At 40.9% G+C, this 13439-nt stretch carries 11 protein-coding genes; 6 read left to right on the forward strand and 5 right to left on the reverse strand.

Going from position 1 to position 13439, the window contains the following annotated elements; all coding sequences use genetic code 11:
• Position 1 precedes the first annotated feature (1 nt).
• Positions 2-892 carry an Npun_R2821/Npun_R2822 family protein gene (locus RMY16_RS18020; protein WP_322737558.1) on the forward strand — a complete coding sequence of 297 codons (891 nt, stop codon included), beginning with the start codon at positions 2-4 and terminating at the stop codon, positions 890-892.
• A 16-nt stretch (positions 893-908) separates the two neighbouring features.
• Positions 909-1937 (forward strand): Npun_R2821/Npun_R2822 family protein, encoded by a 1029-nt coding sequence (locus tag RMY16_RS18025; RefSeq protein WP_322737559.1) that lies wholly within the window; start codon positions 909-911, stop codon positions 1935-1937.
• A 58-nt stretch (positions 1938-1995) separates the two neighbouring features.
• Here RMY16_RS18025 and RMY16_RS18030 read toward each other — a convergent pair whose 3' ends face one another.
• The 4 genes from RMY16_RS18030 to RMY16_RS18045 all read right to left on the reverse strand — a co-directional run bounded on the left by RMY16_RS18030 (position 1996) and on the right by RMY16_RS18045 (position 7947).
• Positions 1996-2370 (reverse strand): hypothetical protein, encoded by a 375-nt coding sequence (locus tag RMY16_RS18030; RefSeq protein WP_322737560.1) that lies wholly within the window; start codon positions 2368-2370, stop codon positions 1996-1998.
• A gap of 26 nt (positions 2371-2396) precedes the next feature.
• A complete protein-coding gene (locus RMY16_RS18035) occupies positions 2397-4121 on the reverse strand; it encodes an AarF/ABC1/UbiB kinase family protein (protein ID WP_322737561.1) in 1725 nt (574 codons plus the stop codon).
• A 485-nt stretch (positions 4122-4606) separates the two neighbouring features.
• Positions 4607-7249 (reverse strand): M1 family metallopeptidase, encoded by a 2643-nt coding sequence (locus RMY16_RS18040; protein WP_322737562.1) that lies wholly within the window; start codon positions 7247-7249, stop codon positions 4607-4609.
• 470 nt (positions 7250-7719) lie between these two features.
• The gene (locus RMY16_RS18045; RefSeq protein ID WP_322737563.1) at positions 7720-7947 is read right to left on the reverse strand and encodes a hypothetical protein; all 228 of its coding nucleotides are present in this window, start codon (positions 7945-7947) and stop codon (positions 7720-7722) included.
• A gap of 387 nt (positions 7948-8334) precedes the next feature.
• On the opposite strand from RMY16_RS18045, the gene RMY16_RS18050 reads away from it, so the two are divergent.
• The gene (locus RMY16_RS18050) at positions 8335-10011 is read left to right on the forward strand and encodes a DUF3352 domain-containing protein (protein WP_322737564.1); all 1677 of its coding nucleotides are present in this window, start codon (positions 8335-8337) and stop codon (positions 10009-10011) included.
• Between the two features lie 200 nt (positions 10012-10211).
• Here RMY16_RS18050 and mscL read toward each other — a convergent pair whose 3' ends face one another.
• The gene (mscL, locus tag RMY16_RS18055) at positions 10212-10643 is read right to left on the reverse strand and encodes a large conductance mechanosensitive channel protein MscL (protein WP_322663659.1); all 432 of its coding nucleotides are present in this window, start codon (positions 10641-10643) and stop codon (positions 10212-10214) included.
• 323 nt (positions 10644-10966) lie between these two features.
• Here mscL and RMY16_RS18060 point away from each other — a divergent pair, with 323 nt between their 5' ends.
• The 3 genes from RMY16_RS18060 to RMY16_RS18070 are packed head-to-tail and all read left to right on the forward strand — an operon-like array spanning position 10967 to position 13438.
• Positions 10967-11887 carry a class I SAM-dependent methyltransferase gene (locus tag RMY16_RS18060; RefSeq protein ID WP_322663657.1) on the forward strand — a complete coding sequence of 307 codons (921 nt, stop codon included), beginning with the start codon at positions 10967-10969 and terminating at the stop codon, positions 11885-11887.
• Positions 11880-12848, forward strand: a complete 969-nt coding sequence (locus RMY16_RS18065; RefSeq protein WP_322737565.1) for a PrsW family intramembrane metalloprotease — start codon at positions 11880-11882, stop codon at positions 12846-12848. The genes RMY16_RS18060 and RMY16_RS18065 overlap by 8 nt, the downstream gene beginning before the upstream one ends.
• 32 nt (positions 12849-12880) lie before the next feature.
• Positions 12881-13438, forward strand: a complete 558-nt coding sequence (locus RMY16_RS18070; protein ID WP_322663653.1) for a Uma2 family endonuclease — start codon at positions 12881-12883, stop codon at positions 13436-13438.
• Position 13439 lies beyond the last annotated feature (1 nt).

Below are 13439 nucleotides of genomic sequence, written 5' to 3' on the forward strand. Positions count from 1 at the left end.
TATGAGTAGTGGTATTTATATCGTTGCCAATGACCGCGTTATCGATAATGCTATTGCTCTGCTCAATAGCATTCGTTACTATGACCCAGAAGTTACCGTTTATCTCATACCTTTTAATGACAATTATCACAAGGTCGCAGAACAGCTTGCTACCTTACACAACGTCCAAATTTTCCCAGATTTAGAACTTATTGATACCTTTACCAAACGCATCGGCGAAATTTTTGATCGAGATTTCCTTGCCTTACCCAACAAAATGCGTAAATTAGTGGCGTGGTTTGGGCCTTTAAATGAATTTATTTATATTGATACGGATATTGTCGTTTTTGAAAAAATTGCCGACAATTTGGACAAACTTTCAGAAGTCGATTTCTTCTGCTGTGATTATCATCATGCTAATGAAAAGCTGCGAAATATTTTTTCCCCATTGGTAAAAGAGCAGCAAATTTTTTCCGATGCCCAACTTCAAGATGTTTTCAACAGCGGTTTTTGGGCTTCGAGAAAAGGAATTATTACCGAACAACAAATGGATGAAGCTTTACGCGAGTGTGCAGCACATCGCGAATATTTTGATTTTTCTCAAGGAGTTACAGACCAACCAATTTTAAATTATCTTGTTCTCAAACTAATTTCTAAACGTGGAAATCTCGTTAAAATTCCTGGGGGAGGGCCTGGTAGTTGGGCCGGTTCGCGAAATTTCCAACAGCAAGATTACGCCCTGTATGACCGAGGACAACGACTGAAATATCTCCACTGGGCTGGTACGCGGATGAAAACTGGTAGTCCCTATTGGCAATTGTGGGAACACTATCGCTATCTCCATGAGGGTAAATTTGCCTTCATCCCCAAACTGACTCGCCGTTTATTTCCCTTTGTTTCTGCGCGTACTTAATATTAGGAGTATCCCAATGATTGATGGTATTTACACCTTAGCGAATGATGTTGTATATGACCAACTAGTTGCTTTGCTCAACAGCATCGAAGCTAATGCTGGTAGAAAAATTCCTGTTTGTGTAATTCCATATAATGACCAGCTAGAGAAAGTAAAGGCAGAAATTGCATCTAGAGATAATGTTACTTTATTTGAGAATTCTGATTCCATAGCCTACTGGGAGGACTTTGGCTCTCGTATTTGGAAAGCTCACCCAAGGGCGTTAAAGCTATGGCGAGAATATGGTTTGCCAGATAATTATCGTATAGAAAGACATCGAAAACTCTGCTGTCTAGATGGCCCATTTGACAAGTTTATCTTCTTTGATGGAGATACCTTATTGATGAAATCACTCGATGATGTTTATCAAAAGTTGGATGAATATGATTGGATTACAAATGACTTTCAATATAGATCCGATTTGAATTATATTTTCAACTGGACAGAAGATAAGCTAGCAGAGATTTTTCCTATAGAAGATATTAGGAATCAAATTTTTTGTTCTGGTTGGTTTGCTTCTAAAAAGGGTGTTTTTAACGATGCTAATTTAGCAAATCTACTAGTAAACTTAGAAGCAGGTGAAGCTGATGCACTGGCATGGGCAGATTCCGATCAAACAGTTCTCAACTATTTAGTTTTACGTAGTGGAATTTCTTACTACAATTACGCTTATCACGGTAAAGCGACTGGTTGCCATTGGACTTCTAAATTTGATGTTGTAGATAATATTCTTTACGACCAAGGGCAAAAATTGACATACTTACACTATATGAGTGTATCTTCTTCAGCTTTTACGAGGCTTTGTGGGGGGGAAGATGTTGATATTGCTTACCGCGATGTTTTCTTATATTATCGCTATTTAAAATCACCTGAAAAACGTCCTCAAAGCTTTAAGCGCCCCAGCAAGCTAACACTTCTGCAAAAGTCCACTAGTAGCTTTATTCAGCAAAGAATAAACAATATTAAGCTGAAGTATCGCAACTTCAAGCATAGAATTGCTCAATAGATATTCAAGAGAGTTTCAGACTCTCTTGAATGTTAAAGTCTTAATTTCCAACTCTTTTTTAAGAAAAAGAATCTAAATCTAAAGATTGCATACCTTCGCGTTGTATAAAGGTCATCATACTTCCCAACTGCAACCAAACTAGCAAACAAGTAAATAGACTAATTGGTAGACCGACTTCTAAAGCCAAGGATGGGGGAAAGCCAAATATCTCTAAGCCTGAAGACATAAATAGACAAGTACCGCCTGTTATGCCGATAAATGGTACAAGTAATTGTTTTAATGAGGAACGTGGCTGAGTATTTTCTGCTCGTTCGCTTGGCCAGTTCTGCACAATTACTTTTAAAGTGCCAGATAATGCCAAACCAGATGTTAATGCTATCAAAAAGCCAACAATTAAGAGAAAGTAAGGCGGTTGCTCAGGAAAATAATACATGAAAACTCCTAATTTATAAAGGTTTTTTACTTTTTATTTGTTGACTGGTTCTCAGCAAAAGACCCAAGTAATGTCGCTTTTGGCAGGATAGCGGCTGCCCCTTCTCTGGATAACTCTGTTAAAATCCCGATCGCTACATTTAATAAACGATCCGGTTTTAAGTCATCTTTAACCAAGTTCCACAGGCGTTGGATATCTTCAGTGTGCAAGCGGTCATCTTCAGTCAGAGCAAGCACCAACTGTCGCCTTAAAAACTTGCCTTCTTCCGATATTAAGTATTGGAACCCCATCTGCGCTGTGGGCAATACATCAAAGTTGTTATCGGTACGAGCGATCGCAATCAAATTCTCTAACCGCTGCCACTGAAATTTACCATCTTTGAACAACACATTCAATAATCGTCGCCGTAATTCTGGCGATTCTCCTGTCAGCAACCGCCGCGCTATATAGGGATAACCCACTTCAATAATTTTGAAATCGGGGTTAAGGCTAAGGGCAATACCTTCTTGGGTAACTAGAGAACGAATAATCAAAGCAAACTTTGCCGGAACTCGGAAAGGATATTCGTACATCAGTTCCGAAAATTCATCGGTAACAGTTTTGAAGTTAAAATCTTTGACATTTTTGCCAATAGCGTTTCCTAGCACCGCTTCTAGTGCTGGCACTATCGGGCAAATATTCGTATCTGGAGTCAGAAACCCTAATTTTACAAAGTCTTCGGCTAAGTCGGTATAGTCTTTATTCACCAAATGCACTAGTGCATCGACCAGCGTTTCTTTGGTGCTTTCTTCCAACTGATCCATCATGCCGAAGTCAATATAAGCCATACGACCATCGGGTACAGCAAACAAATTGCCAGGATGAGGGTCAGCATGGAAGAAACCATATTCTAAAAGCTGTTGCAATCCTGATGTAACACCAATTTGGATGATTGCTTCTGGGTCTAAACCTGCTTTGCGGATGTGTTGAGTATCTGTCAGCTTGAAGCCGTCAATCCATTCCAGGGTTAAAACGTGGGTATTGGTATAACGCCAATAAATTCCTGGAACTTTTACTTGTGGATCATTGTGGAAGTTGCTAGCAAATTTCTCGGCGTTGCGGCCTTCATTAATATAGTCAATTTCCTCAAATAACTTCGTGCCAAACTCGTCCACAATTAAAGTTAGGTCGTGACCGAGATTTAAAGGCAACCAAGGAGCTAGCCAACCTGCTGCCCAACGCATTAGATATAGGTCGCGTGTAATTACCGGGTGTAAGTTGGGGCGTTGCACCTTTACGGCGACTTCTTCACCGCTAACCAGACGACCCCGGTACACCTGACCCAAGCTAGCAGCAGCAACTGGGTGAGGTGACAGTTCGCTAAAACTTTCGTGAATTGGACGGCCTAGTTCACTTTCGATAATCTGGTAAGCGATCGCATTATCGAAAGGTGGTAACTGGTCTTGTAACTTGATCAGTTCTTCTAAGAAATCTTTGCGTATCAGGTCAGGTCTGGTGGAGAGGGCTTGACCAACTTTAATAAAAGTCGGGCCGAGGCGGGTGAGCAGTTCTCGTAACTGGATAGCTCGTTTACCCTTGTTCTGCTCAACTTTGTCTTGCCACTCGTCCCACTTCAGACTGAGTATAAATCCTGCAAAGGAGGAGATAATTCTCAGCAGTCGCCCCCAGGCTATCCACGGACGATAACTATAGTAGCGAGCGATCGCATCTGGATTATAGAGTTTTAGTTGAGCAGGTTGATACTGACCCACGCCTTTTTTTGCCTCTTCAACTGAAAAATTTACAATGATTGTTTTTCTGCTGACCTACAAGTTAGTTGTAAGTTGCAGGATAGCGGTACTTTTCTATCTAAAACAACTAGAACTCTACCCTTCGGGGATAGTGTTCGAGGCGATTTTAGCATCTGTTACTGCCTAGATTTATTTATCTTTTTCTTAATTATACTTTATAAAACTACAACTACTTATCCAAGTTTGAGATGATTTTATCTTTTCTTAACTTTAATTTATATAAATACAAATATAAATATGTACCTATATATGCAAATTGAAACTCAGTAACCGCTCATAACATAAAGATCCCCGACTTATGTTATGAGTCGGGGATCTTGGTACTATGTTTATTTATCCCTGTGATTTTAAGTGGAAAATAAAATTACAGCATCAACTAAAACCTTGGTAATTGGTAATAGCTTTGCCACAATTACCAATTACCGATTTTTAATTATCATGTAATGCTATTTAGATTTGGCCTCCAAGTTTTCTAAACGGCTTCTCAATTCCTGATTTTGTTGTTTGAGTTGGTCGAAATCTTCACGCAGTTGACGCAGAGTTTTTTCTGAACCAATGTTCTTTTGCACCTTAGAAATTTCTTCTTCAGCAGAGCGACGTACACGCCCATCAGCTGTTTGTTCAGCTAGCGATCGCAAAATCCCCACGGCTTTGGGTGTTTCCATTTGTCCTAATGCTGCTGCTACCGACACTTGCGTTAAAAAGAAGCTTTCTTTGGCTAGTTCTGTTAATTTTTCTAAAATCCGTTCCAAATTAACTGGACTTTGACCTACAGAAATCTTTCCTAAAGCGCGAATTGTGGCTAAACGTAGGGGTTGTGGCACACCGAGTTTGGTATATTCGATTAGTAGATTTAAAGCTGCTTCCGAAGTTTTGAATTCAGCTAAACCAGCGATCGCCCCACTTCGCACGACTTCATTCCAACCCGCCTTTTCTTCTAAAACGGATTTCAGCAGCTTTAATACCTTATCTTCCTTAGGTTTTTCTTCTAAGTTTGCCGATGCGATCGCCCCGATCACACGAGAAGCCGCTGCTTCCACGTAATAACTAGGATCGCCCTTTTGCACTAACCCTCTGATAACTTTATAGCTTTCAGCAGTTTTGATTTGAGTAAGTGCTTCCACTACAGCTCGTCGCACATAAGCATTTTTATCTTTTAACCCAGCAATTAAGCCATCAAAAGCTTGATCCAAATTGATTTGGGCTAGTTGTTTTGCCACTTCCACGCGCACACCCCACAATGGGTCATTTTTTAGCGATGCAGACAGTGCTTTAATTGCTTCTAACCCACCTTTTTTCGCCAAAGCTGCTGCTGCATAACTACGCGAAATCGGGTCTGGATCGAATTCTAACTGTGCTTTTAACTCCGCGATTGGATATTCTAAAACTACTGTTTTTAGGTAATGATTTCCAACATCAAAGCTAATAAATTGGGGTTTATTTTCTAGGGGAAAGTAGAAGCTTTGTTCGCGTTCATTCACGCGGACAGTAAAAATTTTGAGTTGTGAGTTAGGAGTTATGAGTTTGGAATTATTTTTAACTCCTAACTCCTCATTCCTCACTTTTTCTTGTTGGGTATAGCCAAAACCAATAGGTATTTTTAAATCAAACAAATCCTTACTGCCATTTTTACCTTCATCAGCTTGGGTTTGAGTGACTGTAATTTTTGCTAAATTAGCATCTCCATCCCAAGAGTAAGCTACTTTAAAATCGGGATGACCACCACGATAAACGTATTGGTCAAACAGGAACAAAAGATTACGTCCGGTTGCCTTTTCAATCGCCCTGAGTAAGTCTACTGTTTCTACGGTTTTGTGGGCATTATCTTGGACAAATGTTTGAATTGCCTGCCAAAACAACTCATCTCCCAATTGGGCTCGAATCATGTGATAGACACAAGATCCTTTTTCGTAGATGTGGCGATCGTAAAGTTCAATAGCTTCTCGGTAAACGTGCGTTACCATTGGACGGCGATAACGGCTGCTGTCTTCACTTAAGTAACGACGAGCTTCCAATAAACGATAGTAAGCTGCTTCTTCTAGACTATATTCTTGTTCTGTCCACATCACCTCAGAGTAAGAAGCCATCCCTTCTTTAATCCAAGCATGAGACCAATGCTTAATCACCACCAAATCACCAAACCACTGGTGCGCCAGTTCGTGAACGACTAAAGCTTCGGTGTTGCGATTATCTAAGGCGGCACGTTCATCCAGCAAACATCTATCTGTTAAGAGTGTTGTGGAGGTATTTTCCATGCCACCAAAGATGAAGTCATCGACGCAAACTTGGGCGTATTTCGGAAAAGGATATGGATAACCATACTTTTGGCTCAAAAATTCGATCATTCGGGGAGTTTTTTCCATGCTGCGTTTAGCATCTTCCTCCCGTCCCTTTTCCACATAGTAGGTGACAGGTTTACCCTTCCACTCATCTCGAATTTCAGCAAAATCGCCTACTGCTAAAGTCATCAAGTAGGTAGGATGAACTTGTTGCTGTAACCAATGATAGACTTTATAATCACCATCTTCTATGGTGTCAATTAATTCACCGTTGGAAATCGCCACAAGAGGGTTGGGAACGCGGACACGAATTTCCGAAGTAGACAGTTGTCCTGGATAGTCAAAGCAGGGGAACCAAAAGCGAGAGTCTTCGTCTTCACCTTGAGTCCAGACTTGAGTAGGCTTGTTTGGGTAGTGCTTATCTGGTTGAATAAAATAAATACCGCGTTGCGGTTTTGCCACTGAGTAAGCGATCGCAATCAGCAAGCGTTGACCAATCTGGGTTGCCTGAGAAAGTTGAATAGAAAGCTGTTCGCCGTCATAGTCAAAAGTTTGTGGCACTTCGTCCACCTGCACAGACTCGATATTTAGGTTGACAGCATCCAAAGTCAAACGATCAATACCATTACGGATTGGCAAGAGGCGAATGCTACAACTGCCCTGATAGCTTTGCTTGGGGATATCCAAGCTGAGATCGAGAAAAATATGCTCTACCTGTCCGGGGCGATCGGGGTTGTAGTGTGGTCTTGCTCCCGGTAACTCAAAAGGTTTGTGTCCGTTATTATCTGTATCAAAATAAGACTGCGACATTGATGCTTACTGACCTTGTAATCCTGAAAAGTCTGGCTTGGTTGGATGTAGTTAAGTAAAATAGCGGTGTTTGATGTATTTCCCAAATCAACAGGGCATTATGGAGGTGAGAACTCCCCTTTGGGATTGGGAGATTGAAATTAATCTCACCCGAACTTCCGAAGATCGGCTACCGATCCTGAGATTTTTTCTATATTCCTGCCGCATTTACTTTTCCTGATGTTCTGCACTTTTTTGGCATTGAGTCAAGAGTCTCTTGTCCCTCTATAGATTCTCATTAAGTACAAATACTCCTAATTATTTTTATAACTTAGGATAGCTTGCTGCTAAACACGCTACTTTGTTTAAAATGAACAGCATATCATTTGCAAATTCGCTCCTCATCTGATTGAAGTATTTTTGAGAGTAATTTTAGACCGCTAATTTATAGGATTACTAATTTTATCAGTAAATACCAACTGGAGTTGAAACTAGATGTAGGATACCAGTTGCGTAAGAGTAAAATAATCGATTTTTGTCTCCGTAAAAACTCCCATACTGGCGAGTGACTGTAAAAGTCGTTCAGAGAGTACGCTTGTAGATTGATTTTGCGCTTCCCAAATCTTCTTAACTTTTTTAACAAATCGGCGGGCGATCGCTAGCTTGTTTGCTGTATAGATGGACTGGGAGATCCAAGTGCTATAGCAATCTGAAATCATTCCTAAACAATCAGATTCCCAACTTCATAAGAGTTGTCGGGAATCTCAGCCTTGCAATTTTTACAAATCAGATAGGATTGCTATGTATTTAATTTGCAAAAACCCATTTGTAGTGAAAAATCACTTTTAAGTTGGATGTTTACTAATTGAGACATGACATTTAGCTGAGAATTTTTATGATTAATATCTGATTCATCATGGATGTCAAAAGCAACAATTTTCTGCAAGTGGGAGGTAGATGTGCAACTTCTCAATCAGCGTGCTGCTGAATCCTTTTGTCATGGGTTAGTCTAGCGATGGATTAGCGGAAATTATTATAAATCCGAAAACTCTACAGTGACACTTGTATAAATCTCGGTAACAATCTGAGCAAAAGAGGATAACAAAATGCCTGAAAGTAAATCAAAATTTCTCATTCCTGCTGTTGGTGCTGCCGTCGTTGTCGTAGGAAGTATAGCGGCTTATACGTACTTTAAAGGCTCACCAGGAGGTACATCAGACGCTCTAGGTAGCGCTAAAGTAGTACCTTCAACAGCACTGATGGCAACTTATATTACTACTGACTCTGAAGCCTGGGCAAAATTACAGCAGTTTGGCACTCCAGAAGCACAAAAGTTAGTGGCAAAAGGTCTGGAAGATTTCAATAAGCAAATTTTTAGTGACAGTAACGTTTCTTATGAAAAAGACATAAAGCCTTGGGCTGGTGGTGTGATGATTGCTGTATTGCCACCAAATCCTGTAAAACCGGCACAGTTAAAGGTACCCTCTGGGACAACTAATGTACCAACAAATTTACAGCAGGAATCAAATATCTTGATAGTGGTGGGAATCAAGGACAAACTCAGTGCGTTAAATTTTGCAAACAAATTGAAGTCACAAAAAGGGGTGAAATTACAGGAATCTGACTATCAAGGTCAAAAAATTATCGAAACTACACAAAATGGCAAGCCGACGTATAGCGTCGTTTTAAATGATAGTCAGTTGGTATTAGCCCCCGAAAAGCAAGCTGTAGAAAAAGCAATTGACACGTTTAAGGGACAGTCTTCTTTTGCCAATAAAGAAGGTGCTAGCAGCATTCTTAAAGGAGTGGATCTTAAAAACAGCCTCGCCCAAATTTATGTACCAGACTATGCCGGAATGATACAGCAATTAACTGCTGGAAATCCCCAGGCAAAGCAATTACCCCCACAAACCCTGACGCAACTGAAGCAGATAAAATCTGTGGTAGCGGGTGTTGGTGTTGATGATGCGGGAGTACGGGTAAAAGCGATCGCTAATTTAGATCCGCAATTAAATAAATTTCAGTATCAATCAAGTCCTGGGAATATAGTCGGGCAATTTCCTGCTGATACCTTTGCTCTGATTAGCGGAAATGGCATCAGCCGTGGTTGGGAAGTGCTAGTAGAGCAGTCAAAAGATTATCCAGAAATGAAGCAAGCTCTGGAACAAGCGCGAGGACAACTGAAATTCGCCAATATAGACCTAGATAAGGATGTTTTTGGTTGGATGAATGGGGAATTCGCCTTTGGTGCGATTCCATCAAATCAAGGAGTATTAGCGAGTGTTGGTTTTGGAGGTGCTTTAGTATTTGATACTAGCGATCGCAAAACTGCCGAAGCCACCTTGACAAAATTGGATACCCTTGCCAAAGCCCAACAAATCAACGTCGCCAACAGAAATATCGGTGGTAAAAATGTAACTGAATGGCAAATACCCCGACAAGGAGCTTTATTAGCACATGGTTGGCTAGATCAAGATACTGTATTTGTAGCTCTTGGTGGCCCAATTGCTGAGGTTGTTAGCGATCGCAAAAATCCATCTCTTGACACTAGCGACGCCTTCAAAGCCGTGACTGGTTCTTTGCAAAAGCCCAATGGCGGCTATTTCTACCTGGATATGGATAAAACTAAAACTGTGCCCCTGATCAATAGTTTTGTATCATCTAACGCCGATACTATCACCATCCTAAATTCCATTCGTGGTCTTGGTTTTACTGCTATTAGCCCTGATAAATCCACTAGTGAATTAGAGGTGTTGTTAGCTCTCAAGCCTACTGCAAAGTAGGGCATTAAAGTAGGGCATTGGGCATGGAGTATGGGGATTGAATATTTCTCCCTCACTTCCTCATCTCCCACCCTACGGGAAGTTAAACCTACATCTCCCTCAGCTTTTTTCTTCTCTACGAGACGCTGTGCGTAGCTTGCTTGCCTGTAAGGGTACAATTAATTTTGAATTTTGAATTGATTTCTCCTTCATCTCCCTACTCACAAAACTTGATTATTCCGAGATTCCAAGTTTTGGTTCAGCCTATCTAAGGCGCCAGTCAATCTTTCTTGGGCTACAAGGTTAGGATCTGGCAAGGGTTCATCGGCTACTTCTTCTTGTCTCTTGAATTTTTGTAAGGCTCGAATTGCCACAAATAAAACTAAGGCAATGATTACAAAGTCAACTATTGCGCCAAGAAACTCACCAATCTTGATTCCTGGACTAATGGTGATTGTTCTCCAGTCTTTGCCACTAAAACTAACCAAGGGATTAATCAATGGCATGATCACATCTTCAACAAAGGAAGTGACAATCTTGCCAAAAGCACTACCAATGATCACAGCGATCGCCAAGTCAACTACATTGCCTTTAAGGGCAAATTCTTGAAAATCTTTTAAAAAGCCACTTGCTCTTCTTCTTGCTCTGGCCATATTTGATTCCAATAAGCGAACTTACTGTACTTTTCTTTATAAATTGCACTCAGTTTTTTGCCATTCTTGTTGAGACAAATGTTGCTAAGTATCAAAATTTTACCAGTCTTGAATAAAATTCTCTGATAAAAAGAAAATGTAACCCAGCATCATTCAAATATTCTCAGAACTTTGCTGCTCTGCAAATGTCAACTTTCTATAATATTTGTTGCATGGGGCAAGCCAAAGGAGGCAGACTGCCGTTATACAATTCAATTCATTTCTAGACTGCTGTCTAGCAACTATGTCATAAGTAGAAAAGGCTGTTAAATGCAAACTAATTTATGACTGCTGCTGTAAACACTAATCCTGGTTTAGCTTCCCGCTTGGTAAATGGCATACTGGCAATTCAGCCTTTAGCTAATCTAGCCAAGCATCAAGCTAGACAAATGATGATTAAACGTGCCGAGAGAATTGGTGTGCCTTGGACACAAGAAGTTGAAACACTACAGGCGCATGATTGGAAGGCTGATTTAGCTCAAGTAGAAAATCCTCAGCTTTCATACCCAGAATACTATTTGCGGACATTCCATGCCTACGAAGGTGGAAACCTCAGTTGGAAAGCTGCTTGCGAGTTAGAAGTTGCTGCTCGTACTGTCCATGCTGGAATTTGGCAAGATGCTGGAGCAGAAGGAGATGCTAAACTGCGCCAAAGTTACCACGATATCCTCAAAGCGCAAATCCCCAATCAACCCCAAGACATCTTAGATTTGGCTTGTGGTGTGGGTTTGAGTACATTTACCATGCAAGAAATTTATCCTCATGCCAAAATTACAGGCTTAGACTTATCTCCCTACTTCTTAGCCGTTGCCAATTACCGCGCTGGGCAACGTCAAGCTAAAATTAACTGGCTTCATGCCCAAGCTGAATCTACTGGGCTACCTGATGCCTCGTTTGATTTAGTTTCCATTTTCCTGATGTGCCACGAATTACCCCAATCAGCAACCCGACAGATTTTAGCTGAAATGCGCCGCGTGTTGCGTCCGGGTGGCTACTTGGCAATTATGGATATGAATCCCAAATCTGAAGTTTACAAGAAAATGCCAGCCTACATTTTGACTTTGCTCAAAAGTACTGAACCTTATTTAGATGAATATTTTGCTTTAGACATTGAGCAGGCTATTGTTGAGGCGGGTTTCCAAGCTCCCACTATCACCAACAATACCCACCGTCACCGTACAGCGATCGCTCAGGTGAGTGGTTGATTTATCTCTACTGTTGTGGGCAGCAATACCACCCTTACTGCTGCTAGGCTACTACTACTGTCGGATACCATTTGCCCCACCTCTGTTAAAGTTACTGATGTTCTTTATCATTGGGGCAATATCTGGTTTTTTAGCCCTTAGACTCGAATGGGATTTTGAAAATGTAGCGAACTCTTTTGTAGGCTGGCATCAGATTAAGCGATCGCTTCTTGGTACAGCCTTGCGTCAGCTTGTGGAAATAGGCCCAATTGAAGAAGGCTGCAAGTTGGCTGCGGTTGTTATCCCAAGCTACTATCTGCAACGCAAGTATCGATTACTTCACTCTAGCGTTTTCCTCTTCGCGATCGCTGTTTCCCTTGGATTCACTGCCGAAGAGAACTGGATTTACTTTTTCCACGGTACAGCATCAGTTTTTGAACGTACTATCGGCACGCCAGTCCATGCTATGTTTTCTGCACCTTGGGGATATGCATTAGGAATCTATATTTCTTCTAAAAATCGCTTAAATCGAGACAAAAAATTTATTTTTAGGGCTTGGCTAAATTCTGTAATCTGTCATGCTCTAGTGAATGTCCTATCTAGTGCTTGGGGTTATTCATTACCCCTACGTTTCCTAAGTTACGGTTTATTTCCGTTTCTGTTGTGGATGTTTTGGCGGCTGGAACAATTACTGCGAAAAGTGCAAGGTAAACCTGTAATTACCCTGATTTCAGAACGTACAATCCAGCGCCGTTACTGGCAGAGGAGTTTAGTGTTGTTTGCCCTCATGCTAGGTGGAAATGCTATTTTTGGGTTGTTTCTTTTAATCAGGACTGTTAGTCCTTTGAGTCCGTCAAAGTTTTTTGACACTTATATTTTGTGGTTTATATTTAGTCGTTTTTTACTAAATCTCTTTTTTGGAGTTTTAGCGTGGGGCATTTATCGCTATTTGCGACATTCCGTCCGTCGTCGGTATTTTTAAAATATGATTTAGGAAAAGGCTAGGTGGTTTCTATGCAAACAACTCCAGTGCGTTGGACGACTGCTGATCTAGAGCTATTTGCTAGCGATCGCAGAAATCGCTATGAGATTATTGATGGAGAACTATTTGTGACTAAAGCGCCTAACTGGGATCATCAAACGAGTTGCGTCAATATTGCTACAGCTCTTAAGATTTGGTCAGATGAAACTGGTCTAGGTAAAGCTGCGATCGCACCTGGAATTATTTTCTCAGATTCGGACAATGTGATCCCTGATGTAGTGTGGGCAAGCCATGAACGCTTAAAAAATTTACTAGATGAAGCTGGACATCTCACGGGCGCACCGGAGTTAGTAGTAGAAGTTTTATCTCCCGGTGAAAAAAACGAGAAACGCGACAAAGAAACAAAGCTAAAGCTGTACTCAGTACAAGGAGTTCAAGAATATTGGATTTGCGATTCTGTACAAAAGAAAGTTGAGGTTTATCGACGCGAACAGGCTGCATTAAAGTTAGCAGCTACCTTATTCAATCAAGATGAACTGACAAGCCCTTTGTTACCTGGTTTTAATTGCTTAGTAAGTAAACTTTTTTAGC

It is taken from the genome of Nostoc sp. DedQUE12b, from assembly GCF_034530835.1.
Taxonomy (GTDB): domain Bacteria; phylum Cyanobacteriota; class Cyanobacteriia; order Cyanobacteriales; family Nostocaceae; genus Nostoc.